28 protein-coding genes, 2 tRNA genes and 1 pseudogene are annotated in these 23,720 nt (G+C 57.8%); 19 read left to right on the top strand and 12 right to left on the bottom strand.

Going from position 1 to position 23,720, the window contains the following annotated elements:
- Window positions 1-59: 59 nt before the first annotated feature.
- Window positions 60-1,067, top strand: coding sequence for a DNA-binding protein (locus tag ACYZT9_RS12135; RefSeq protein WP_462009985.1), 1,008 nt, complete (start codon window positions 60-62; stop codon window positions 1,065-1,067).
- 109 nt (window positions 1,068-1,176) lie between these two features.
- Here the strand turns inward: ACYZT9_RS12135 and gorA are convergent, their stop codons facing one another.
- Window positions 1,177-2,535, bottom strand: coding sequence for a glutathione-disulfide reductase (gene gorA, locus ACYZT9_RS12130; RefSeq protein WP_462009984.1), 1,359 nt, complete (start codon window positions 2,533-2,535; stop codon window positions 1,177-1,179).
- 570 nt (window positions 2,536-3,105) lie between these two features.
- Here gorA and ACYZT9_RS12125 point away from each other — a divergent pair.
- A pseudogene (locus ACYZT9_RS12125) lies at window positions 3,106-3,264 on the top strand (transposase); the annotation flags it as partial.
- 59 nt (window positions 3,265-3,323) lie between these two features.
- Here ACYZT9_RS12125 and galU read toward each other — a convergent pair.
- Complete coding sequence (galU, locus tag ACYZT9_RS12120) at window positions 3,324-4,163, bottom strand: UTP--glucose-1-phosphate uridylyltransferase GalU (RefSeq protein WP_010460715.1); 840 nt, start codon at window positions 4,161-4,163, stop codon at window positions 3,324-3,326.
- A 278-nt stretch (window positions 4,164-4,441) separates the two neighbouring features.
- Here galU and ACYZT9_RS12115 point away from each other — a divergent pair, with 278 nt between their 5' ends.
- Both ACYZT9_RS12115 and ACYZT9_RS12110 read left to right on the top strand, forming a co-directional pair.
- Entirely contained in the window at window positions 4,442-4,630 is a 189-nt protein-coding gene (locus tag ACYZT9_RS12115) for a hypothetical protein (protein WP_462009983.1), read from the top strand.
- A 142-nt stretch (window positions 4,631-4,772) separates the two neighbouring features.
- Window positions 4,773-5,054, top strand: coding sequence for a hypothetical protein (locus tag ACYZT9_RS12110; RefSeq protein WP_462009982.1), 282 nt, complete (start codon window positions 4,773-4,775; stop codon window positions 5,052-5,054).
- A 12-nt stretch (window positions 5,055-5,066) separates the two neighbouring features.
- Here the strand turns inward: ACYZT9_RS12110 and ACYZT9_RS12105 are convergent, their stop codons facing one another.
- Together ACYZT9_RS12105 and ACYZT9_RS12100 are read right to left on the bottom strand one after the other, a co-directional pair.
- A complete protein-coding gene (locus tag ACYZT9_RS12105; protein ID WP_462009981.1) occupies window positions 5,067-5,297 on the bottom strand; it encodes a hypothetical protein in 231 nt (76 codons plus the stop codon).
- A gap of 72 nt (window positions 5,298-5,369) precedes the next feature.
- Window positions 5,370-5,729 carry a hypothetical protein gene (locus ACYZT9_RS12100; RefSeq protein WP_462009980.1) on the bottom strand — a complete coding sequence of 120 codons (360 nt, stop codon included), beginning with the start codon at window positions 5,727-5,729 and terminating at the stop codon, window positions 5,370-5,372.
- A 212-nt stretch (window positions 5,730-5,941) separates the two neighbouring features.
- Between ACYZT9_RS12100 and ACYZT9_RS12095 the strand changes: the two genes are divergently transcribed.
- From ACYZT9_RS12095 to ACYZT9_RS12035, 13 genes are all read left to right on the top strand, one after another.
- A complete protein-coding gene (locus ACYZT9_RS12095) occupies window positions 5,942-6,244 on the top strand; it encodes a DUF1883 domain-containing protein (protein WP_028620033.1) in 303 nt (100 codons plus the stop codon).
- Window positions 6,245-6,272: 28 nt separating this feature from the next.
- On the top strand, window positions 6,273-6,449 hold the full coding sequence (locus tag ACYZT9_RS12090) for a hypothetical protein (protein WP_462009979.1): 177 nt from the start codon (window positions 6,273-6,275) through the stop codon (window positions 6,447-6,449).
- A gap of 125 nt (window positions 6,450-6,574) precedes the next feature.
- On the top strand, window positions 6,575-7,282 hold the full coding sequence (locus ACYZT9_RS12085) for a 2OG-Fe(II) oxygenase (RefSeq protein WP_462009978.1): 708 nt from the start codon (window positions 6,575-6,577) through the stop codon (window positions 7,280-7,282).
- A 4-nt stretch (window positions 7,283-7,286) separates the two neighbouring features.
- Window positions 7,287-7,952, top strand: a complete 666-nt coding sequence (alkB, locus tag ACYZT9_RS12080; RefSeq protein WP_462009977.1) for a DNA oxidative demethylase AlkB — start codon at window positions 7,287-7,289, stop codon at window positions 7,950-7,952.
- 86 nt (window positions 7,953-8,038) lie between these two features.
- Window positions 8,039-9,103, top strand: a complete 1,065-nt coding sequence (ada, locus tag ACYZT9_RS12075) for a bifunctional DNA-binding transcriptional regulator/O6-methylguanine-DNA methyltransferase Ada (RefSeq protein ID WP_462009976.1) — start codon at window positions 8,039-8,041, stop codon at window positions 9,101-9,103.
- Window positions 9,104-9,268: 165 nt separating this feature from the next.
- Window positions 9,269-10,333, top strand: coding sequence for an NAD(P)H-dependent flavin oxidoreductase (locus tag ACYZT9_RS12070; protein ID WP_462009975.1), 1,065 nt, complete (start codon window positions 9,269-9,271; stop codon window positions 10,331-10,333).
- A 267-nt stretch (window positions 10,334-10,600) separates the two neighbouring features.
- Window positions 10,601-11,368, top strand: coding sequence for a molybdate ABC transporter substrate-binding protein (modA, locus tag ACYZT9_RS12065; protein WP_462009974.1), 768 nt, complete (start codon window positions 10,601-10,603; stop codon window positions 11,366-11,368).
- Entirely contained in the window at window positions 11,369-12,049 is a 681-nt protein-coding gene (modB, locus tag ACYZT9_RS12060) for a molybdate ABC transporter permease subunit (protein ID WP_462009973.1), read from the top strand.
- 3 nt (window positions 12,050-12,052) lie between these two features.
- Window positions 12,053-13,132 (top strand): molybdenum ABC transporter ATP-binding protein, encoded by a 1,080-nt coding sequence (modC, locus tag ACYZT9_RS12055; RefSeq protein WP_462009972.1) that lies wholly within the window; start codon window positions 12,053-12,055, stop codon window positions 13,130-13,132.
- A 75-nt stretch (window positions 13,133-13,207) separates the two neighbouring features.
- The gene (locus tag ACYZT9_RS12050) at window positions 13,208-14,248 is read left to right on the top strand and encodes a DNA topoisomerase IB (RefSeq protein WP_462009971.1); all 1,041 of its coding nucleotides are present in this window, start codon (window positions 13,208-13,210) and stop codon (window positions 14,246-14,248) included.
- Window positions 14,249-14,319: 71 nt separating this feature from the next.
- Window positions 14,320-14,541 (top strand): hypothetical protein, encoded by a 222-nt coding sequence (locus tag ACYZT9_RS12045; RefSeq protein WP_462010210.1) that lies wholly within the window; start codon window positions 14,320-14,322, stop codon window positions 14,539-14,541.
- A gap of 115 nt (window positions 14,542-14,656) precedes the next feature.
- Entirely contained in the window at window positions 14,657-14,887 is a 231-nt protein-coding gene (locus ACYZT9_RS12040) for a hypothetical protein (protein WP_140671772.1), read from the top strand.
- 305 nt (window positions 14,888-15,192) lie between these two features.
- Window positions 15,193-15,477 (top strand): hypothetical protein, encoded by a 285-nt coding sequence (locus tag ACYZT9_RS12035; RefSeq protein WP_462009970.1) that lies wholly within the window; start codon window positions 15,193-15,195, stop codon window positions 15,475-15,477.
- Here the strand turns inward: ACYZT9_RS12035 and ACYZT9_RS12030 are convergent.
- Window positions 15,474-16,157, bottom strand: coding sequence for a TetR/AcrR family transcriptional regulator (locus ACYZT9_RS12030; RefSeq protein ID WP_462009969.1), 684 nt, complete (start codon window positions 16,155-16,157; stop codon window positions 15,474-15,476). The two genes, ACYZT9_RS12035 and ACYZT9_RS12030, sit on opposite strands and share 4 nt — an antisense overlap.
- Before the next feature lie 154 nt (window positions 16,158-16,311).
- On the opposite strand from ACYZT9_RS12030, the gene ACYZT9_RS12025 reads away from it, so the two are divergent.
- Together ACYZT9_RS12025 and ACYZT9_RS12020 are read left to right on the top strand one after the other, a co-directional pair.
- Window positions 16,312-17,139 carry an NAD(P)H-binding protein gene (locus tag ACYZT9_RS12025; protein WP_462009968.1) on the top strand — a complete coding sequence of 276 codons (828 nt, stop codon included), beginning with the start codon at window positions 16,312-16,314 and terminating at the stop codon, window positions 17,137-17,139.
- A 138-nt stretch (window positions 17,140-17,277) separates the two neighbouring features.
- Window positions 17,278-17,481, top strand: coding sequence for a hypothetical protein (locus ACYZT9_RS12020; RefSeq protein ID WP_462009967.1), 204 nt, complete (start codon window positions 17,278-17,280; stop codon window positions 17,479-17,481).
- Window positions 17,482-17,628: 147 nt separating this feature from the next.
- Here ACYZT9_RS12020 and ACYZT9_RS12015 read toward each other — a convergent pair whose 3' ends face one another.
- From ACYZT9_RS12015 to ACYZT9_RS11985, 7 genes are all read right to left on the bottom strand, one after another.
- The gene (locus tag ACYZT9_RS12015; RefSeq protein ID WP_462009966.1) at window positions 17,629-18,132 is read right to left on the bottom strand and encodes a hypothetical protein; all 504 of its coding nucleotides are present in this window, start codon (window positions 18,130-18,132) and stop codon (window positions 17,629-17,631) included.
- 30 nt (window positions 18,133-18,162) lie between these two features.
- Window positions 18,163-18,249 (bottom strand) — tRNA-Leu (locus ACYZT9_RS12010).
- Between the two features lie 194 nt (window positions 18,250-18,443).
- Window positions 18,444-18,517 (bottom strand) — tRNA-Cys (locus tag ACYZT9_RS12005).
- A gap of 417 nt (window positions 18,518-18,934) precedes the next feature.
- On the bottom strand, window positions 18,935-20,281 hold the full coding sequence (locus tag ACYZT9_RS12000; protein ID WP_462009965.1) for a glutamine synthetase family protein: 1,347 nt from the start codon (window positions 20,279-20,281) through the stop codon (window positions 18,935-18,937).
- A 22-nt stretch (window positions 20,282-20,303) separates the two neighbouring features.
- Entirely contained in the window at window positions 20,304-20,858 is a 555-nt protein-coding gene (locus tag ACYZT9_RS11995; protein WP_462009964.1) for a helix-turn-helix domain-containing protein, read from the bottom strand.
- A gap of 26 nt (window positions 20,859-20,884) precedes the next feature.
- Window positions 20,885-22,174, bottom strand: a complete 1,290-nt coding sequence (locus ACYZT9_RS11990; protein WP_462009963.1) for an NAD(P)/FAD-dependent oxidoreductase — start codon at window positions 22,172-22,174, stop codon at window positions 20,885-20,887.
- 187 nt (window positions 22,175-22,361) lie between these two features.
- Complete coding sequence (locus ACYZT9_RS11985) at window positions 22,362-23,564, bottom strand: NAD(P)/FAD-dependent oxidoreductase (protein WP_462009962.1); 1,203 nt, start codon at window positions 23,562-23,564, stop codon at window positions 22,362-22,364.
- Between the last annotated feature and the right edge of the window lie 156 nt (window positions 23,565-23,720).

Below are 23,720 nucleotides of genomic sequence, written 5' to 3'. Positions count from 1 at the left end.
GCATGGTACACTGCCAATTATAGTGGTACGTACCACAGTACGAAATCGTAGGAGATGACATGGCTCGTGGCGGTATAAACAAAGCAGTGGTTCAAACGGCGCGCCTGGCTATCCTCGCTCGTGGCGAACACCCAAGCATCGATGCGGTACGCATCGAGATGGGTAACACCGGCTCGAAAACCACTATTCACCGGTATTTGAAGGAGCTGGATGACGGTATCGAACCGGCAGCGCACTCCTCCGAACCCATCGATGACGAACTAGCAGGGCTGGTCTCGCGCATTGCGCAACGCCTCAAGGAACAGGCGCAGGAGCCCATCGATCAGGCGCGCGCACAGTTCGAGCAACAACGAAAAGCGCTGGAAATCCAGCTGACCGACTCGCAAGAAGCCAACAGCGAATTACAGCAGCAGTACGAACTTCAAACCCTGGCGCTGACGCAAGAATCGGACACCCTGCAAAACACCCTGTCCATGCTGCAGACCGAGCAAACCCGCAATGCCGGATTGAACCAGGCGCTGGCCGACTTCGAGTTACGTTTACAGGACAAGGACGAGCAGATCCGCTCCCTCGAGGAAAAGCACCTGCACGCCCGCGATGCTCTGGAACACTATCGCAACGCCGTCAAAGAGCAGCGCGAACAGGAGCAACGACGCCACGAAGGCCAGGTGCAGCAGATTCAGATGGAGTTGCGCCAGGCTCAGCAAAGCGCTCTTGTGCGTCAAGATGAAATCACCCAACTACACCGTGACAACGAACGTTTACTGACTGAAAACCGTGGCACGCTGCGGGAGTTGAGCCTGCTGCAGGAACAACTCAAGCAGACCCACACCCGCCAGGATCAATTGCTGGAGCAGGTCAACCGCATCGACAGCGAGCGCACCCTCCTCCAGGAACGCTTGCGTGCAGCGCTGCTGGAAAGTCAGTCGCTGAAGCAGAGTGTCGAGGAGCAGTCGCAGATAAACAAAACGCTGGAGATCGAACTCGCCAAGGCCCGTACAGAGCTGGAGCAGCAAGCTTCTGTAGGAGCGAGCTTGCTCGCGAAGGTCGTCAACGATAACGCGTAAAACCAGATGCTCTGCGGCGCCTGTAGGTTTCTCGCGAGCGAGCTCGCTCCTACAGGTATCAACGCCTGGCGACAGCCATTGCGGCAGCGCCAGACGCAACGAAAAACGCTTAACCCGAGACCGGTGTACGCATGGTGACGAACTCTTCCGCGGCCGTCGGGTGCACGCCGATGGTTTCGTCGAAGTCACGCTTGGTGGCGCCCGCTTTCAAGGCGATCGCCAGACCTTGCACAATCTCGCCGGCATCCGGCCCGACCATGTGACAGCCAAGCACCTTGTCGGTCTTGCTGTCTACCACGAGCTTCATCAGCGTGCGCTCCTGGCATTCAGTCAGGGTCAGCTTCATCGGGCGGAAGCGGCTTTCGAAGATCACCACATCGTAACCGGCTTCGCGAGCCTCTTCTTCGGTCAGGCCAACGGTGCCTATGTTTGGCAAACTGAACACGGCCGTCGGGATCATCTTGTAATCCACCGGGCGATACTGCTCAGGCTTGAACAGGCGACGCGCAACAGCCATGCCCTCGGCCAATGCGACCGGCGTGAGCTGGACCCGACCGATCACATCTCCCAGGGCCAGGATCGACGGCTCGGCAGTCTGGTACTGCTCATCGACCTCAACGAAACCTTTCTTGTCGAGTTTGACGCCGGTGTTTTCCAGCCCGAGGTTATCCAGCATCGGGCGGCGGCCGGTGGCGTAGAACACGCAATCGGCTTCCAACTGGCGACCGTCCTTGAGCGTCACTTTCAGACTGCCGTCGGCCAGTTTTTCGATGCGCTCGATGTCGGCATTGAATTGCAGGTCCATGCCACGCTTGGTCAGTTCTTCCTGCAAGTGCTTGCGCACTGCGCCGTCAAAGCCGCGCAGGAACAGGTCACCGCGATACAGCAACGTGGTCTCGGCGCCCAGGCCGTGGAAGATCCCGGCGAACTCGACTGCGATATAACCACCGCCCACGACCAGCACGCGTTTTGGCAACTCTTTAAGGAAGAACGCCTGGTTGGAACTGATGGCATGCTCGTGCCCCGGAAGCTCCGGGATCTGCGGCCAGCCGCCCGTGGCGATCAGGATGTTCTTGGCGGTAAAACGCTCGTCATTGATCTCGACGGTATTGGGATCGACGATTTTGGCGTGGCCTTCATGCAGGGTCACACCGCTGTTGAGCAGCAGGTTGCGATAAATGCCGTTCAGGCGATTGATCTCGCGATCCTTGTTGGCGATCAGCGTCGCCCAATCAAACTTCGCTTCACCCGGCGTCCAGCCAAAACCGGAAGACTGCTCGAAGTCTTCGGCGAAGTGCGCGCCGTAGACCAGCAATTTCTTCGGCACGCAGCCAACGTTCACACAGGTTCCGCCCAGGTAGCGGCTCTCGGCCACAGCCACTTTTGCGCCAAATCCGGCGGCGAATCGCGCAGCCCGAACACCGCCGGAACCGGCGCCAATCACATAAAGGTCAAAATCAAAGGCCATTTTCAATCTCCTCGGCAGGCCACCAGCATACCTGCGGGCGGCCGTTGAGCAAGCATTGCGCTGAAATGCTCGGGCCATGCGATGCGCGGCCCGACCTTCGTTTTCGATCAATGCCCCTTTGCAGATTGCGTTTTTTGGTGTCCGCAGAGTGCGCCAAGCAATCAAAATCGCCATGAGTGCCAGGCCGAACGTCACCCACGAAACCAAACCGATTCCACCTTCGAATGCCCTTCCCGCTTGCGTCATCAGTTCTCCCGCTTGATCACCCGGCAAGTTCGCCGCCACATGATGGGCGTTGGATAGCATCTCACTCGCCAGCGACATCTGCACTTCGCAATCGATATCAACACATGCAGCTGTAATCTCTGTGCAACAGGTACGACCGCCATCCCTACAATCGCCATGATCTGACCTGGGACCAACGCGAGGCTAGCACTCAAGGGCGACATCTGAAGGACGATCTGCAAGAACTGAGTGGTAAAGAATACGAAGCCGACGAGGAACGCGAGACTCATTAAATTGATCACGATAGAACCGCTAAAGGCGCCGCTGCGGAACAGACTCAGGTCCATCAGCGGCATCGTGAGTCGGGTTCGCTGGCCGATGCACACTGGTCAGTTGGAAGGAATAAACAATCGAATAAAGGTCATCAAGCGGATGGCGTACGGTTACCGGGACAGTGAGTTCTTTTTCATGAAGATCAAGCGCGTCTTTCCCGGTAATTCGTGATGAACCAAAAAAAACCCCGAACAAGTCGGGGCCTTTTAGTACAAGCAGCTCAAACGCTATCAGTAAGCCTTGCCCGTCTTGTAGAAGTTCTCGAAGCAGAAGTTGGTCGCGTCGATGTAGCCTTCGGCGCCACCGCAGTCAAAACGCTTGCCTTTAAACTTGTAGGCCATGACGCAGCCGTTTTGTGCCTGTTTCATCAGGGCGTCGGTGATCTGGATTTCACCGCCCTTGCCTGGCTCGGTCTGTTCGATCAAGTCGAAGATGTCCGGCGTCAAAATGTAACGACCGATGATCGCCAGGTTCGATGGCGCATCTTCAGGTTTTGGTTTCTCAACCATGCTGTGCACGCGGTAGATGTCGTCGCGAATCATCTCGCCGGCAATCACGCCGTACTTGTGGGTTTCCTGCGGATCGACTTCCTGGATCGCAACGATCGAGCAGCGGAACTGCTTGTACAGCTTGACCATCTGGGTCAGTACGCCGTCGCCTTCGAGGTTGACGCACAAGTCATCCGCCAGCACTACAGCGAACGGTTCGTCGCCGATCAGCGGACGGCCCGTCAGGATGGCGTGGCCCAGGCCTTTCATTTCGGTCTGGCGAGTGTAAGAGAATGAGCAGTTGTCGAGCAGTTTGCGGATGCCTACGAGGTATTTTTCCTTGTCGGTGCCCTTGATCTGGTTTTCCAGCTCGTAGCTGATGTCGAAGTGATCTTCCAGAGCGCGCTTGCCGCGGCCGGTGACGATGGAAATTTCGGTCAAACCGGCGTCCAGTGCTTCTTCGACGCCGTACTGGATCAGTGGCTTGTTTACCACCGGCAGCATTTCTTTGGGCATGGCTTTAGTCGCTGGCAGGAAGCGAGTACCGTAACCGGCTGCTGGGAACAAGCATTTCTTGATCATATAAGTCCTTGAAAGGGCTGTGTGTACGAGTTTCGGCGCAGTCTAATCAGGCGGCGTGCACCTTACAATGCCCCGCGCTGGCTAACCGATGCCATCATAGAGAAATATTCTCGCGGATAGTTCCGCAGATCGTTCCGGTGCCTTTATAGATAGCAGAGATTCGGACTGGTGCCGACGAATCTGCCTTCGCAGATTCGCACCACCATACGCCCATCAGCACCCGCCAAGTGCAATTGGCGCTATCATTGCGCAATTGAACCAGCCAACGAGGCAGATAGATGTCGGTAGCAAAAAGTGTCAACGGGTTCCTGATCAATCAGGCGAAAGACGGCCAGTGGTGGGTAGACAGCGTCAGCGGCGAGAATATCGCCGGGCCATTCCCGACCGAAGCGTTGGCGATTGAAGTGGCATCCGTGTTGGAGCTCGAACACCCGACCGTCAAGCGTCGCGGCAAAGACAAGACCTGATTCCAACCCGATTTGCATGACCAAGCCCTGCCTCGCGCAGGGTTTTTTTGCGATTGCCTGCAACGAAGTGGCCTTTCGCTATAACCTTTTTATTCCGGCGCTGTCACAGGCTTAGCCCTATTATCCTGACGACGACCACAACATGACTAAATTTCTGCCACTAATTGCGGTATTGGCCCTGAGCGGCTGTGCAACCTCGGAAACCACCTACCTGAACAACGGGGAGCAAGGCCTGGCCATCGACTGCTCCGGGGAAGCCAATTCCTGGGCGACCTGCTATGAAAAAGCCGATGCTTCGTGCGCCGGCACCGGCTATCGAATCGTTGGCACCGACGGCACACCTTCAACCAAGGAAAGTGACAAGACCCTGGGCGTCGACGTGGGCAATTACAAAAACCGCAGCGTCGTGGTGGTCTGCAAGTAACGCACTCCTGCCCTACATGTGAATTTCAGCGAATTTGATCCCGAGACCGCGCACGGTCTCGATCAGATCGTCGAGGCGGCCGAAGGATTCGACTTCATCGTTGTCATCCACAAGAAAATAACTGCGCCCGGCGCTTTTCTTGAAAAACACAATCCATTCCTCCGGGTCAGCCGGATTCTGAATCACATGGGTGGCAGAGATGTGACCCTCTGCATGCTGCTCCCGTACCTGCTCTCGCTTCATGCTCGACTCCAGAAATGACAATGCCGCCAAAGCGTTGCTTTGACGGCATCGATGCTGACTGTCGCTATTCTATCAGCCGGAAATGCACGCAGTGGCGGCATTGCGCACATCCATCGGGCGCAATGGCACATTGGAAATACGTTCATGCAGCTTGATGCTGCTGCCGCCGGAGCGCTCTTCAATATCGAATACGGCCGCGGGTCCCGACGAGAGCTTCTGTGGCACGATGACCCGTACACCCTCCTTCTCCTGTGGCTCGATTTGCAAGGCACCGCGGCTGCTGGCTAGTTTCTCGGTCAGGCATTGCGCGTACTCGATGGGTTTCTTGCCGGAAATCACGCTCATGGTGGGCAGCGACTCGTTTATTTCCGAGACACTCGCACAACCACTTATCGCCAACGCAAACGGCAAGATCCAGGCACCCCACTTCATACAAAACCTCCGATAAAGACCCTCCGACAGCACAAATGCCGGTTTTCTCCGAGGCTCACTGCGTTTATCACTCATAGAATTCCGAATAACTGTTTTTAATTGTCAAAGCGGACCCCGACGACCGGATAATAACCTGTTCGGGCTGATAAACTGCGCCAATCGCCCATGCTATCGTTTTGATTTTGTAGAAAAAGCCCTTCTGGAGGCGCCTCATGAAATTTATCCACCAGCGCGAGCACCTCAATGAAGACGACATCGTCGTCATCCAGTGCTCCCAAATGTGCAACATCCGCTTGATGAACGACGCCAATTTCCGCAGCTTCAAGAATGGCGGCCGTCACACTTACCATGGCGGTGCGTTCGACACCTTCCCGGCCCGTATTACTGCACCGAGCACCGGTTTCTGGAACATCACCATCGACACCGTCAACCGTCGGCCGATCAGCGTGACCCGCAAGCCGACCCTGACTCACTCGATCAAGATCATCCGCCGCTCCACCACGAAACTGAGCTGAGCGACACCCAACGCGAACACAGGCAGATATGACCGTGGCCCAAACGACCAAATACGTCATCAAATACAAACTCAACGGCGAGCGCCGCTTCGAATTCGCCCAGCTTGAAAACGGCACCGAAGCAGAAGCCAAAGCCGCGCTGGACGCCATTCATGGCCAAGGCGAAGACGTCATCAGCGATATCAGCGTCAGCAAAGCGCTGTAACGGGATTGGGAGCGACAATGTGGATGTCCACTCCGTCCATTGAATTCGACCGCAAGCGCCGGAGTGTTCACGAAGGCAGCGCTCCCTAGACTGGCCACCTCAACCTTTGGTTCAGGAGTCAGAACATGTTTAACGAGCGTACGCTCGATGCACTCGACTGGGACACCGTGCAATGCCAGCTTGATCAGGATGGCTGCGCCATCATCGGGTCATTGTTGAGTGCCGAGCAGTGTGAGAGCGTCAGCGCCCTCTATTCGAAACATGAGCCGTTTCGCTCACAAGTGATGATGGCTCGTCACGGCTTTGGCCGGGGCGAGTACAAATACTTCTGCTATCCGCTGCCAGAGATCGTCGCCAAATTGCGCGAGGCTCTCTACCCTCGACTGGTACCGATCGCCAATCGCTGGTACGAGCAAATGGACCTGCCGATCCGTTTCCCTGATACGCATGGGGCGTTCCTTGAGCGGTGTCATGCCGCCGGTCAGCTGCGTCCAACGCCACTGTTGCTGCAATACGGACCGCAGGACTACAACTGCCTTCATCAGGATCTGTACGGCGAACACGTTTTCCCACTGCAAATAGCGATTCTGCTGTCAGCGCCGGACGAAGATTTCACCGGCGGGGAATTTGTCCTGACCGAGCAACGCCCACGGATGCAGTCGCGCCCCCAGGTCATTGGTTTGAAAAAGGGTGACGCGGTGATCTTTGCCGTCAACCAGCGACCGGTCAAAGGCGTTCGTGGCTATTACCGAGTCACGTTGCGCCACGGCGTGAGTCGCCTGCACAGCGGAAAACGGCATACCCTTGGAATCATCTTTCACGACGCGTCATGACTTTATGAAACCGACCACTTTCGATCTGTTTGCCGACGTGGAGCCTGAACAGCCACCTCGGCGCGAGCAAATTGGTGAACAGTCCTACGTCTTGAGAGGCTTTGCCCTGCCTTGGCTGGAACAGTTGTTGCCGGCGCTCGAAGTGGTTCTGGCAGCCGCGCCGTTTCGGCAGATGGTCACGCCCGGGGGTTTTACCATGTCAGCGGCCATGAGCAGTTGCGGCACCTGGGGCTGGACCACCGACCGCAGCGGTTATCGCTATTCCCGCCTTGATCCGCGGACCCATGCCCCCTGGCCGGAAATGCCGCCGGTATTTTTTGAGCTTGCACAAGCGGCGGCGCTGGAAGCCGGTTTTGCCGATTTCGCACCCGATTCCTGCCTGATCAATCGCTATATCCCGGGCGCGAAGATGTCATTGCACCAGGACAAGGACGAAGCGTCCTACGCAGCGCCGATCGTTTCTGTGTCGCTGGGCTTACCCGCGATGTTCCTGTTTGGCGGTTTTGAACGCAGCGACAAAAGCCAGCGTGTGCCAGTGTTCCATAGCGATATCGTGGTTTGGGGCGGCGTCGATCGCCTGCGTTATCACGGGGTCTTGCCGATCAAGGAGGGTCAGCATCCACGCATGGGCGAGCAACGGATCAATTTCACGTTTCGTGCTGCACAATGAGCCCGCGAATTTGACCGCAAGACCCGGAGTGCCGCGACCCTGCCGGCTGGTTACTCTGAATCAAACAGGTCAACGGACATGAAGCCATGACAAGCCAATCAATAAAAATCGCCACCGAGAATGATCCACGCTGGGCCGCCGTCGTCGCTCGCGATCCTCGCGCTGACGGGCAGTTTGTTTATGCGGTGAAAACTACCGGCATCTACTGCCGCCCCAGCAGTCTGGCGCGTTTGCCGAAGCCGCAGAACGTCGAATTCTTTGACACGGCCGAGCAAGCCCAGGCCGCGGGTTACCGCCCGAGCAAACGAGCAGCAAAGGATCAAAGTGACGTCGCCACGCAACATGCCGCGACCGTCGCCGCTGCCTGTCGTCAAATCGAGACGGCCGAGCATCTGCCCGCGTTGAGCGAATTGGCCGATGCCGCAGGCCTCAGCAGCTTTCATTTCCATCGGGTGTTTAAAACCGTCACTGGACTGACACCTAAGGGCTACGCCACGGCCCATCGCTCACGCAAGGTTCGGGCGCGATTGACCGATGGAGGTTCGGTGACCGACGCTCTGTATAACGCCGGCTTCAACTCCAACAGTCGCTTCTATGAGGCAGCGGACCAGTTGCTGGGTATGAAACCCGGTGATTACCGCGCCGAAGGTCAAAACAACGACATACGTTTTGCCGTCGGCCAGTGTTCATTGGGGGCGATTCTGGTGGCGCAAAGTGAACGCGGTGTTTGCGCGATTCTGCTCGGCGATGATCCCCACCAACTGGTGTGTGATCTGCAAGACAAATTTCGACGCGCCAACCTGATTGGCGCCGATGATGAATTCGAGCAACTGATCGCCAGGGTCGTCGGCTTTATTGAAGCTCCGGCCATCGGCCTGGATTTACCACTGGACGTTCGAGGCACGGCGTTTCAGGAGCGTGTCTGGCGGGCGTTATGGGAGATTCCAGCGGGCAGCACCGCCAGTTACGCTGATATCGCCCAGCGCATCGGCGCGCCGAAAGCCGTTCGCGCCGTGGCACAAGCCTGCGGCGCGAACAGTCTGGCGGTGGCGATCCCATGCCACCGCGTGGTGCGCAGTGATGGCAACCTGTCGGGCTATCGTTGGGGGGTGGAGCGCAAGCGGCAGTTGCTGGAACGTGAAGGCCAATAGATTAAAAGATCGCAGCCTGCGGCAGCTCCTGCATCGGACGGTCCTGAAAGACACCGAGGATCGCGCACCCCTATTCAAAAACTCGATTGGTCTTATGCCCATCATTGCTGGTACAAATCCCGCTCGACCGTCCCTGCCCTGTTTTGACGCCGGAGAACCTTGCAAATGAGCCAATGGCCAGACACCCGAATTCTTGATCTGCTTGGTATCGAACTGCCCATCATCCAGGCCCCGATGGCCGGCGCCACCGGTACGGCCATGGTGATCGCGGCGAGCAACGCCGGTGGCCTGGGTTCGATGCCCGCGGCCCTGTTGAGCACCGAGCAGTTGCGCGAGGAACTGAAGACGATCCGCCAACACAGTCAGCGCCCGTTCAACGTCAACTTCTTCTGCCATCAACCGCCGGCGGCCGATGAGCAACGAGCTCGGGACTGGAAGAACCTGCTGGAACCCTACTACCGGGAATTGGGCGTGGACTTCGAGGCGCCGACGCCAGTGTCCAATCGCGCGCCGTTCGATACCGCGACGTGCGAAGTGATCGAAGAAATTCGTCCCGAAGTGGTGAGCTTTCACTTTGGCCTGCCGGAAAAATCCCTGCTGGATCGCGTCAAGGCCACCGGCGCGAAAGTGCTGTCTTCAGCAACGACCGTCGAAGAAGCGATCTGGCTTGAGCTACACGGTTGCGACGCCATCATCGCCATGGGTTACGAAGCCGGAGGCCATCGGGGCATGTTTCTCAGCGACGATCTCAGCAGCCAGGTGGGTCTCTTCGCGCTGCTGCCGCAGATCGTCGACGCGGTGAAAGTACCGGTGATTGCTGCCGGCGGGATTGCCGATGCGCGAGGTGTGGCGGCGGCGTTTCTGTTGGGCGCTTCGGCGGTGCAAGTGGGTACCGCGTATTTGTTCACGCTGGAAGCCAAAGTCAGCGCCTCCCATCACAAGGCATTGCGCACGGCCAAGGAAAGCGAGACTGCCGTCACCAATATTTTCACCGGCCGCCCAGCGAGAGGCATTCTGAATCGGGTGATGCGTGAACTGGGGCCGATGAGCGACAAGGCACCGGCCTTTCCTCTGGCCGGCGGCGCGTTGATGCCGTTGCGGGCGAAAGGGGAAGCGGATTTCAGCAATCTTTGGGCCGGGCAGGCGTTTACGTTGGGGGTTGAGATGACGACCGCTGAGCTGACTCGGCGTTTGGCCGAAGAGGGACTGGCGAAACTGTTGCACCGATAGACACAACACCTGTGGTGAGGGGATTTATCCCCGTTGGGCCGTGTAGCGGCCCCGCATTTTCGCCCGGCCTTCAGCAGCTTGGCGTCTGCTACGCAGCCGAACGGGGATAAATCCCCTCGCCACAGACCAGCTCCCTCGCCACAGAGGTTTCTTCGCCAGAATGCAATACAGTTTCAACACATTCCGTTAGCAGGCGATTCGCTATATATTCAGCTATACAGCGTTGTCATTCCCCACGCTTTCCTTTGCCTGTCACGGAGCCGTTTCATGACCATTCGTGCCTCACGTTTTGCCCCAACCTGCCTGGCCAGCCTGCTCGCGGTCTTGGCCATCGGCGCCGCCAAGGCCGATGAAGTCCAGGTCGCGGTCGCGGCCAACTTCACCGCGCCGATTCAGGCCATCGCCGCCGATTTCGAGAAAGACACCGGGCACAAACTGGTCACCTCCTTTGGTGCAACGGGCCAGTTCTACACCCAGATCAAGAATGGCGCGCCGTTCGAAGTGTTCCTCTCGGCGGATGACACCACCCCACAAAAACTCGAAACCGAAGGCGACACAGTCAAAGGCTCGCGCTTCACCTACGCCGTCGGCACCCTCGCGCTATGGTCGGCCAAGGAAGGGTATGTCGATGCCAAAGGCGAAGTGCTGAGCGACAATCAGTATCAGCATCTTTCGATCGCTAACCCGAAGGCCGCGCCGTATGGCCTCGCCGCCACCCAGGTACTGGCGAGGCTGGGCCTGACCGAAAAAGTCAAAGACAAGCTCGTTGAAGGCCAGAACATCACCCAGGCTTACCAGTTCGTTTCCACCGGCAACGCAGAACTGGGCTTCGTCGCCTTGTCGCAGATCTACAAAGACGGCAAAGTCACCCGCGGTTCGGCGTGGACCGTGCCGGCAGACATGCATGACCCGATCAAACAAGATGCGGTGATCCTCACCAAAGGCAAAGACAACCTGGCCGCCAAGGCACTGGTTGACTACCTCAAGGGGCCGAAAGCCGCTGCTGTCATCAAGTCCTACGGTTACCAACTCTAAATGCCCCTATCGAGTGCCGACTTTTCCGCGATCTGGCTGACCCTGAAGCTCGCATCGCTGACGACCGTCATCCTGCTGATCATCGGCACGCCGATTGCGTTATGGCTGTCGCGCACCCAGTCCTGGCTGCGTGGCCCGGTCGGGGCGATCGTCGCCCTGCCCTTGGTGTTGCCGCCCACGGTGATTGGTTTTTATCTGCTGCTGGCGCTAGGCCCTAACGGCTATGTCGGCCAAGTCACCCAGTCATTGGGGTTCGGCACCCTGACATTCAGTTTTGCAGGGTTGGTGATCGGTTCAGTGCTCTACTCGATGCCGTTCGTGGTCCAGCCACTGCAGAACGCTTTTTCTGCCATCGGCCCCCGTCCGCTGGAAGTGGCCGCGACGTTGCGCGCCAATCCCTGGGACACCTTTTTCAGTGTGATCCTGCCGCTGGCCCGACCGGGTTTCATCACGGCGGCGATTCTCGGTTTTGCCCATACCGTCGGCGAATTCGGTGTGGTGCTGATGATCGGCGGCAACATCCCCGACAAGACCCGCGTGGTCTCGGTGCAAATCTACGATCACGTCGAGGCCATGGAATACGCCCAGGCCCACTGGCTGGCCGGAGCGATGCTGGTGTTCTCGTTTGTCGTGTTGCTGGCGCTCTACTCCAGCCGAAAAACCAAAGCGGGCTGGAGCTGATCGATGATTCATACGCGCCTGAAACTGACTTACTCGGGGTTCGCCCTGGATGTGGATTTACAACTGCCGGGGCGCGGCGTCACCGCGCTTTATGGTCACTCCGGCTCGGGCAAAACCACCTGCCTGCGTTGCATCGCCGGTCTTGAACGGGCCGAGCAAGGATTTATCCAGGTCAATGATCAAGTCTGGCAGGACAGCGACAGGAAGATTTTCGTAGCGCCGCACAAACGTGCAATTGGCTATGTTTTTCAGGAAGCCAGTCTGTTTCCGCATCTGTCGGTGTTGGCGAATCTGCAATTCGGTCTCAAGCGAATTCCGGAACAACAGCGCCGGGTCGATATGGCTCACGCGACTGAACTGCTGGGTATCGGTCATCTGCTGGATCGCCCCCCACAGAACCTTTCCGGCGGCGAACGGCAACGCATCGGCATCGCCCGCGCCCTGCTCACCAGCCCGAAACTGTTGCTGATGGACGAACCGCTGGCGGCGCTGGATGCGCAACGCAAAAGCGAAATTCTGCCGTACCTGCAACGGTTACACGATGAGCTGGACATACCGGTGTTGTACGTCACTCATTCCCAGGATGAAGTGGCGCGACTGGCCGACCACATCGTCCTGCTCAGCAACGGCAAGGCGCTGGCCAGCGGCCCCATCGGTGAAACCTTGGCGCGTCTCGATTTGCCGTTGGCATTGGGCGACGACGCTGGCGTGGTGATTGAGGGTCACGTCAGCAAGTACGACGCCGACTATCAGCTACTGACTTTGCAACTACCGGCGAGCGCACTGAACATACGCGTGACGCACACACCGATGGACGCCGGCCAGGCACTTCGCTGCAAGGTTCAGGCGCGAGATGTCAGCCTGAGTCTGCAAAGCGTCGAGCACAGCAGCATCCTCAATCGTCTACCGGTGACGGTGGTCAGTGAAATGGGCGCGGACAACGCCGCCCACGTGCTGATCCGGCTGGATGCGGCCGGCACGCCGCTGTTGGCACGGATCACCCGCTACTCCCGGGATCAATTGAACGTGCACCCCGGCCAGCAACTCTGGGCGCAAATCAAGGCAGTGGCGGTGCTGGCGTAAACCCGCTGGCACCACTGCAACGGCGCGCGGTCAATGCCTGTAACGGCCCCTGATTCGTCGCCAAGGATTACCGCCATGCCCGATTCCACATTGCCCAACGTACTGCCCCCCGACCTGCATTACGTCGACGACACCCAGCCCGGCATCACTCGCAAGAAACTGCGCGGCAAGTTTTGCTACTTCGAACCCACGGGTCAGCGCATCACTGATCCGGACGAAATCAAGCGCATCAACGTCCTCGCCGTGCCCCCGGCCTACACCGACGTATGGATCTGCGCAGACCCGCGCGGGCATCTGCAAGCCACCGGCCGCGATGCCCGTGGGCGCAAACAATACCGTTATCACTCGCGCTGGCGTGAAGTGCGCGATGCCGATAAATACTCGCGACTGCGGGACTTCGGGCTCGCCCTGCCAAAGCTGCGCAAACAGCTTGAAACGCTATTGGAGGCGCCGGGGTTCAGCCGCGACAAAGTCATGGCCACGGTCATTACCTTGCTGGATGCGACGCTGATTCGAGTCGGCAATACGCAGTACGCTCGGGACAATCGCTCCTATGGGTTGACCACCCTGCGCAACCGTCACGTCGAGGTCAACGGCAGTGCGATCCGGTTCCAGTTCCGCGGCAAGAGCGGTGTCGAACACCAGATCACTGTGAAAGACCGGCGGCTGGCGCGGATCATCAAACGCTGCCAGGAAATTCCCGGACAAAATCTGTTTCAGTATCTGGATGAAAACGGTGAGCGACACACCGTCAGCTCCTCCGACGTGAATACCTACCTGCAAACCCTGACTGGCGCCGACTTCACCGCCAAAGATTACCGCACCTGGGCCGGCAGCGCATTGGCGTTGGCGGTGCTGCGCAAACTGCAGTGGCAACCGGAGTCGGATGCCAAGCGCCATATGGTGGAGATGGTCAAGAACGTCGCCAGGCAACTCGGCAACACCCCGGCGGTCTGTCGCAAGTGTTATATCCACCCGGCAGTACTCGACGGTTTTCTGCTGGGGGCATTGGCTGAGCTACCACGTCCGAGAACCCGCAAAGGCCTCAGGGCCGAAGAAGTTGGACTGGCGATGTACCTTGAACGGATGATCGAGGCCTCTCAACCGACGAACTGACCCGAACATTTTTTGCACGATCACGAATGGCTTCTATAGTTGATGTGACAGAAATCAGCTTCGGTGACGCCATGGAAGACATTTTCGTTGTGAAGCGCTGCAACAAGATCATCATTCACGGTCGCCGAGCCGGGGATGCCGATCATCAGCCACCTGAAGCTGAAGTCTGGTACCGCATCGCCGATACCCGAACCCACGGCTTTATCGGAGACGGCTTCGAGCATGAGGAAGAGGCCCGACAGGTGTGCCGTCAACTCAATATCCGATCACATGTGACGGCCCGACAAGGCTGAAGTCCGGGTCTATACTGAAACTGGCTGAGGGAACAGCGACCCCATCGGCAGAAAGCTCGCTCCACGCGGGCTTTTTGTTGCCATTTGCCAGGTTTCTTGAACGGAGGTGTTTGCCATGTCCGAAAAAGAGTCCATCACCACCCTGCTCACCCTGCTTGACTCCCGCCAGGCTCGCTTGGCTGCGGCGTGCAAGGAAATCGCCGACTGGGTCGATCACCAAGGCGGGCACCCGACCGCCCTCAGAATTCGTGATCGCCTGAACGACATCGAGAAGGACACACCACTGATCCGCAACACGCTGTCCTCGCTGAAACCGGTCGACCGGCCGCTGCCTCGCTTCAGATGATTCGATCTGGACTCCGGACACCAAGGCACGGTCTGATTCAGGACGCATGAACGGCGACGTTTTCGTCACCGGGTGCGTCCTTGCCTGATCATCTACTGCTTTACACCCTCCCGGCCTGATGCCGGTTTTTTTTGCCTGGCCGTTTCACACCGCGTTCACAACTCACGCCGTACAGTGAAACCACTCCTTTTTGATGAACCCCTTGGCCCGCCCGCATGCGGGCCATTTTTTTGCCCATCGCCCGGTCGCCGAACGTCATTGCTGGCGGGAGGTCCAACGATTACACGTCACCAAGGAGGCGTCTGATGGTTACTCACTTCAAAGTTGGCGGGCATCTGGCCTGCGGTCACAAAGGAAGCAAACTCACCTCGACCACGGAACTGACCCGTGTGAAATGCAGAAGCTGCCGAAACACTGATGCATTCAAGGATGCACGCAAAGACCAGCGTAACGCTACACGCCGCGCCGCACGCAAAACCAAAGTCACTCACACCGCCAATGACTGGCGCGCAGCGTGGGTCGAGCGGCTCACCGCGATGGACGGGCTGCAACGGTTGCCTCGCGGTTTTACCGGCCAACCCTTCGTTTAGCTGACAGGTCTGGCGGTTGAGACGCCATTCGTCCCAGCCGCCAACCCGGTGAATTCACGCAAAGACATCCGCTTGAATGCCTCGACCAGCCCACGCCCTTCTTCGGGTGCACATGAGAGGGCCAGGCGCATGGTCGCCTCGCCCAAGTGCCAGATCAAAAATGCCGATGCCTGAACCTCCCCCACGCCACTGCCTGGGTACACCCGCAGTATCACGTCAGCCAACAGCCCGCCAGCAATCCGGCTTTCCTGCAGCTCCAGCGCCATGAGTTGTTTGTCTGCCTGCATGCCCGACCAGATGTCGCGCATCGCGGGGGTTGCCAGTACGACCTCGTAATACTCGTCGAGCAGCGCTGAAAAAGCTGCCTTCAGCCCCTGCGCGTCTACAACCGCCGCCAGTGCCGCTTCAATGCAGCGGCGGCTTTCGGCGTTGTAGCGTTCCGCCAAGGTCTGTATGACCGAGCGCTTGTCAGGAAAATACTGATAAAGCGACCCAATCGAAATTCCGCAGCTTTCGGCGATTTCACTCATTTTGAGTTGATCACTGCCCTTACTCGCAATCAATTGCGTCGCCACCGCAAGGATTCGCTCCTGACGCTCGCGACTGCGCTGTTGTGTGGGAATGCGCCGGGCCGGCTCGGAGACGGGCAGTTCGACTACTTCGGTGATTTTCTTGGGCACAGACGCGCTCCCTGATCAATAACATGACATAGGCTCACCTTAGCACCGCCCGTACGTCGGGTTCATCGAATCCGTCGGTTGACGGACAAATGTGAGGGACTATCATATTTTAAACATGAGTATCACTCATATTTCACCAATGGAGATGAACGCGATGAAAACCACCCAGGAAACCATCCTGATTCTCGGTGCAACGGGCAAAACCGGGCGGCGAATCGCTCAGCGACTGCGAGCAGCCGGCGTGCCTGTCCGCTTGGGCTCTCGAGGGGTAAAACCGGCCTTCGACTGGGAGAACCGCAGCACGTGGGCAGCCGCGCTCGATGGCGTCCGCGCGGCCTACATTTCGTTCCAACCTGACCTCGCGGTACCTGGCGCCGTTGAAACAGTGCACGCATTCACAGACCAGGCGGTCAAGAGCGGCGTCCGCAAACTGGTGCTGCTGTCGGGGCGCGGCGAAGTAGAAGCGGAGCAAGCGGAACGCGTCGTTCAGAATAGCGGGGTCGACTGGACCATCCTGCGGGCCAGTTGGTTTTGCCAGAACTTCAGCGAGGCGCACTTTCTCGGACCGATTCTGCAGCGAGAACTCGCCCTCCCCGTCGGCAACATCGCCGAGCCCTTTGTCGACGTGGAGGACATCGCCGAGATTGCGGTCGAGGCGTTGACCAAACCGGGACACGCAGGCCAACTGTATGAATTGACGGGTCCGCGAGCATTGACCTTCGCTGAGGCCGTCGCAGAAATTGCCCGAGAGACGAAACGAGACATTGCTTTCGTTGCGGTATCGCCAGACGCCTATCGCCCGGCGCTGGAACAGGCACAGCTACCCGCCGAATTGATCGATCTGGTGCTTTATCTTTTTACTACCGTACTCGATGGCCGCAATACACCGGTGGCCGATGGCGTACAGCGTGCTCTGGGGCGTCCGGCGCGGGACTTCAGCGACTATGTTCGACGCACTGCCGCATCGGGTGTCTGGGCGTGATCTCGAGGTCCGACGCTGGACCGCAAATAGCGTCCTGTGCCGTTCAGGTCTTGGCGATAACCCGTTTCTTCAACTAGGGTTTCTAACGCATCGGAAACGCGCCGACCTTAGGGTGGGCACCTGATCAAGGAGGAGTAAATGACACCGATTCATAAGGCGGAAAAAACTTACCGCACCTGGTCCAGCCCAATCTTGCTGGAGCTCAAGGAGAGAGAGCATCAGTTGGATCCGGCTGCCCGCGAGGCACTGCAAAATATTTTGGTGGAGAGAAGGCTCGTTGATACCGGAAGCCCTTCCGGCACCGAGCGGCGCGGGAATCGGGAAATCGACAATCGAAAATAGCGCACCAGAAACAAACAAGGGCTTGCATCGGCTTTCGCCCGCAAACCCTTGTTTTTAGGTCGCCCTTTGCTTGAATTGACCGACACGACCTTACGAGCGGGCGTAAAACAGCTTCAACCTTTCTGATCAACCTCGCAGCCTAGCCCGCTATAGAGGTCCACTCACTTCGCCACCATGTCGCGACCTGAAATCTTCATTACGGAAAAACAGTCGCGACAGTTTGAAGAGTTCGCACGTGCGAGCGATCAACTTGAAAGCACTTGACTGACGACGCTGCATGACAATCATTCGGCCGATTTCGAAGCCAAACGAAACTGCATCTTCACGAGACACGAACAGCATCGAAGGTGCTTCACCTGCCTCTCTGATCTCTTTGCCGTGAAACCAGATCGAAATTTTTATCTTGTGATGCGTTAGCAAACTGCCCGGTTCATCTGGATTTGTTTGGATAGGGCCGACTGTAGCAACAAGGATTTCGTAACCTGAGTGAGTCTCTTGTTTCGTAACGATTGAAGACACTGCCGTCATACCGCCGTCCATTGCTTGTAAAAGATTGGGTGCAACCATACGCGCAAATTTGAACAATGCCAAATTGCCACTACAGCACTCGCGTTCTGTCAGCGGTAGATGATCAACAAAAAGGGCCTGCATGAGAATTCTCACGCAAGCCCTTGAAATAAATGGTGCCCGAAGCCGGAATCGAACCGGCACGCCCTTACGAGCGGGGGATTTTAAGTCCCATGCGTCTACCAGTTTCGCCATTCGGGCGGTAGCGCGGTAAGCAATCTGAAGCCTGACTCATGTGGATCTGTCAGTTCCGACGCTAGTGCAACAGAGGACGAAATATATACATCCCGTCCCGGTGAAGCAAGGTCCCAGAAGCCCATATCAAGACTAAATCTTGCAGGACAACGCAAATAAAAAAGCTCCGTAAATCATCGATCTACGGAGCTGTTTTAAAGTGGAGGCCGAGGTCGGAATCGAACCGGCGTAGGTGGATTTGCAATCCACTGCATAACCATTTTGCTACTCGGCCTCAAACATCTGATGTCATGTAGCACAACATCAAACGCGTACAAAATTGGAGCAGATTCTAGATCTAACTCCTTGAAAACATTGAGCTTTTTCAGCGGTCAGTGCTTTCGATGGCGTGAATTATGTACTGATTTCCAGAGGCTGACAACCCCTTGATTTCAAAAAAAAATCTGTTGGTCGCTTTGAACGTTTACAGGAAGACGCTCATTTCTCCCTCTGGAGCAGGCAAAAAAAATCCCGGGCAGCTGATGGACGCCCGGGATTCAAAAATGCATAAACCGTGGTGGTGAACGCGGGACGGATATTACGGAATATTTCACCGTGTAACAATATATTTTGACTCACCAACCGGTTAATAAATTATCTAACCCCTTAAATATCCACACTTTTTTTAAGGTCGAGTAACGACAGGCGGTGTCTACAAGTACCAGCGATATTCACGGGCACTGATGTCCTGCAGAAATGCCAAATGGTCCTGACGCTTGTTTTCGCAATACACATTCACGAACTCTTCGCCCAGTCGCTCTCCTAACTGCGCATGGCTTTGCATTGAGCGCACAGCCTCCAACATCTCCAGGGGGAATTCGATGCCACTGCCACGATCTTCATTGAGCGGTGCGATCGGTTCACGACCGGCTTCCAGTCCTTGTTCCAGCCCCACCAGAATCGCCGCCAGCACCAGATAAGGGTTGGCGTCGGCGCTGGCGAGTCGGTGTTCAATTCGCAGATTTTTAGCGTCTGACTCAGGTACCCGCAGGCAGGCATCCCGATCTTCGAAGCCCCAACTGGCGCGCGTCGCGACGTTCACGGTGCCGCTCAAGCGACGCATCGCGTTGTGGTTCGGCGCAAAGATCGGCATGCAATGCGGCAGCAGTTCTAGGCAACCGGCCACCGCATGACGCAACGATTGTTGGTCGTTCGACGCCAGCAGATTGTTGCCCGCCTCGTCGTACAAACTCACATGAACATGCATGCCGCTGCCGGGATGCTGCAAGTAAGGTTTGGCCATGAAACTGGCGCGGTAGTTGTGCTTCAGGGCGATGCCGCGTGTACTGCGGCAAAACAGAGCGGCCCAATCGGCAGCCCGCAAGCCGTCATCCAGGTGACCGAAGTTGATCTCGAACTGGCCCGGCCCCAGTTCGGCGGTGATCACCGTGGTGTCGATGCCCTGCGCCCGCGCGGTCTCGACCATTTCATCGAGCACCGGCGAGAACCGCGAGAGCCGCTCAATGTGCATGTTGGGTTGATCATCCGCATCATCGGTCAGTGAGTCGCGCGCGAACTGCGGCAAGCCGTCGCGCAATTGGCGGTCGAACAGATAGAACTCCAGCTCGAAGGCCACCACCGGGAAAATCCCTTTGCGACCCAGGCGTTCGAGCACTTGCGCCAACACTTCCCGCGGCTCGAAGACGATCGGTTTTTCAGTGCCGCTGGAGGTGATCAGCATCTGCCCCAATGGCTGCTTTTCCCAATCGACGATTTTCAGCGTGCCCGGCACCAGACGGCGCGGCGCATCCGGGTCGCCGTCGTTGAAACAGTAGTCGCCGATTTTGAACAGTCCGCCTTGCGTGCCCAGCAACACACAATTTTGCGGCAGCTTGAGCGCGCTGCCCGCGGCGACCTTTTCGAGCATCTCGATCGGATAGCGCTTGCCGTAGAAATGCCCGGGAATGTCCAGGGAAATCAGGTCCACGTAGCGCACATCCGGGAAGCGCTGACGAAACGCGTGCACTTCAGCAACCAGATCAGAGCAGACAGCATCCATCATGTTGTTCCTTGTTGTTTTATCAGGTGTAAACCCAGAGCACCCGGGTGAGCTGATCGGAGAGATTGCCGTAGCGGCAATGGGTATGGCTGGCGAGCTGAAAGCTGTCCCCGGCACCCAGGGTGACCGGTTGATTATCATCCAGCCAAAGTGTCAGTTGCCCTTCGAGTACGTAACCGCCCTGCTCCGAGCTGTCATTCATGTGCCGGTCGCCGCTGCTCGCGCCGGGCTCGAGCTGGCTTTCCAGCATCGAAAACGACGCGCGCATTTTCGGCGAGACCAGAATGTCGGTGATGCCGTCGGCGTAATACAGCGTGCGGCGCTCGTCCGGCCGAGTCACCCACGGCAAGGCCATGGGCTTGGGCAAACTGTAGAAATAGGTGGTCGGCACGCCGAAGGTTTCGCTGATGGCGGTCAGGTCCGCCACCGTAGGACGTGACAATCCCCGCTCGACTTGCGAAAGAAAACCGACGGAGCGACCGATTTTGTCCGCCAGTTCCTTGAGCGTGTATTTTTTGTGTTTGCGCAGGTCCTGAATCAGGATCGCCAACGCCGAGATTTCTTCTTGCCTGTCCATCTGAAAACTTCCGGAAAATGTGCGAATCAAAGGCTGTCGCGCAAGCGATACCAGGCCTTGCCGATGGCTTCCAGCGGTGCAGCCATGTACTTTCCGCCGGGGAAACTGCCGTTGACCAGGCCCTGATACAACGCCAGCTCATCCGGCTGGCCCAGTATCGCGTCGGACACAGCGCGGGCCCCGGACAAGGTCGGCAGCACACCGTGGCCGGAGTAACCCTGAAGCCAATAGAGATCGCCGCGGCGACCGATATCCGGCGTACGTTTGAGTGTGAGATCGATATGCCCGCCCCAGGCGAACTCCAGTTCGACGCCTTTGAGCTGAGGAAACACCCGCTGCAGAAAGGGTCGGGTCGCTGCGGCGATGTCCTTCGGCATGCCACCCAGGTACGTGCAACCACCACCAAACAGCAACCGGTTATCGGGCGTACGTCGGAAATAATCGAGAACGAATTGATTGTCGGTGACACAGACATTGCTTGGCAGCAGCGCAGCGGCCTGTTTTTCCGGGAGTGGCGCGGTAGCCACCTGATAGGTACCGACCGGCAACACGCAGCTCGACAGCTTCGGATCAAGCTGATCCAGATAAGCGTTACACGCCAGCACCAGCACATCGGCCCGAACACGACCGCGCTCAGTGGTAACCACGTACCGGCCAGCCTCTTCGCGATAGTTCAGCGCCTTGCTTTGCTCATGAATTTTCCCGCCGACGCGCTCGATGGCGGCGGCCAAACCGAGCGCCAGTTTCAGCGGATTCAGGTGTCCGCCTTCCGGATCAAACAGCCCGGCCTGATAGCGCTCACTGGCGACCCACTGCGGCAACTGCTCACGCGGGATGAATTGCAAACCGTCGTGGCCCCACTTGTGGCTGGCCTCGTGTTGCCACTCGGTCAGCAGACTCACCCGTCGCGGCAGTACCGACGTCCAGAGGTGACCAGCCCGGTAGTCGCAATCGAAACCGTGGCGTTCAGGCAATGCACGCAGTTCCCGTGCAGCCCAGCGCATACCGTCCCACAACCGCCGCGCGCGTTCGTGACCCAGCGCAGCCTCCAGTGGCGGCATGTCGCACGACCAGCCGAGAATGGCCTGACCGCCATTGCGCCCAGACGCCGCCCAAGCCACCCGGCTGGCTTCCAGCAAGGTCACGCGCTTACCCGCCAGTGCCAGTCGCAGCGCCGTGTGCAAGCCACTGAAACCGGCGCCGATGATCAACACTTCGGTGTCCTGCTCACCCTCCAAAGCCGCACGCTCCACCAGACGATCGGCGCAAGTGTAAGCGTAGTAACTGGCGACGTGCCGGGTGGATTGCTGGAACATGCGGGCCTCATGAAATTTTCTATTTATAATTTCATGAAAAAATACACATGTTATTTCACGGGCGCAAGATGTTGTAGGAGCGAGCTTGCTCGCGAAGGTATGTCAGACGCCCTGCGGTGGCTGACACTCCTTCGCGAGCAAGCTCGCTCCTACAGGGGGGGCCTTTCGGTTCGCTAACAGCTATGACTCACGCGACCGGAATCTTCGGATCAGCCGCAGCAAGCGCAGCAACGCGATCCGCGGCCGGCGGGTAGATCCACACCGTGTTGATCTGCGTCTTCAGGTTCTTGCCTTCCTGTTTGACAAGTTTGACCTGGCGATCCCAACCCTCCGTGTACACCGCGCCCCAGCTGCCCAAGTCCAGGCAGGTCACGTATTTGGGCTGGCTGTACGGTGTCGGATCAACGCCAAGAATGTGCGCTGCAACGTTATTGCCAGCGTGACGCCCCAAGGAAATAGCGTGCTGACAGGTCATCAACGCGTAGTTGCCGAGGTCGTCGGAAGCGGCGTAAGCGACGTCGCCAGTGGCGTAGATATCCTCCTGACCGATGACTTTCAGATGACTGTCCACGTGCAAGCGACCAAGGTGATCGCGTTCCGCCGGGATCTGTTCGGTCAACGAGCTGGCCCGCACGCCAGTGGTCCAGACCACGGTTTTCGCGTCGATACGCTGTCCGTCGCTCAAGGTGACACCGTTGGCATCGACGGAAAGCACCGAGGCCTTCAAATGCCATTTCACGCCGGTTTCAACACTGGCCTCTTCGATCGACGTGGCGATTTCGGCGCCCATCGACCCGCCAATTTTCTCACCGCGATCGACGATGATCACTTCGACGTCAGCACTATCACCCAGGATCGCACGCAAACGCGCGGTCATTTCGGTCGCCGTTTCAATACCGGTAAAGCCTCCGCCCGCCACCACCACAGTGTTACGGGCTTTGCTTTCCGGCAGGTTTGCCAGCGACTTCAGGTGGTTCTCCAAGCGTACAGCTTCTTCAATCTGGTCAACGTCGAACGCATGCTCGACCACGCCAGCGGTGGCCGGAATCGCCAGGCGGCTGCCAGTAGCCAGAACGAGTTTGTCGTAGCTGCGCACCTGCTGAGCGCCCGACGAATCAATGTAGCCCACGCTTTTTTGCGCAACGTCGATGGTTTCTGCAGCACCCTTGATGAACTTCACGCCGACAGCGTCAAACAGCTCGCCAATCGGTGCAGCCAGCTGGTGCGCATTGGGCTCATAGAAGCGCGGACGCACACGCAGCTCAGCCTGCGGAGCCAAAACAGTCACTTCAACGTCGTTGTGACCATGAATGTCCAACAGACGCGTAGCGCTCAACGCTGTCCACATGCCACCGAAACCTGCGCCGATTACCAGGATGTGCTGTTTCATTTTTAACTCCGAAAGAAGGCCGATCAATGAATTCGTCAGAGGTCGTGCTTGCCAGCGCAGACCGAACAACTACGACTGTATTGATCCCAGTTAGATAACGCAATCTGTTTTTTGTGATGGTTGCTATCGGAAACTTTGATCCGCCGGATAGCGCCA

This window comes from Pseudomonas sp. ZT5P21 (genome assembly GCF_054897785.1).
The sequence above is the reverse complement of the archived record's forward strand: the minus strand, read 5'-3'. Positions and strand labels throughout refer to the sequence as shown.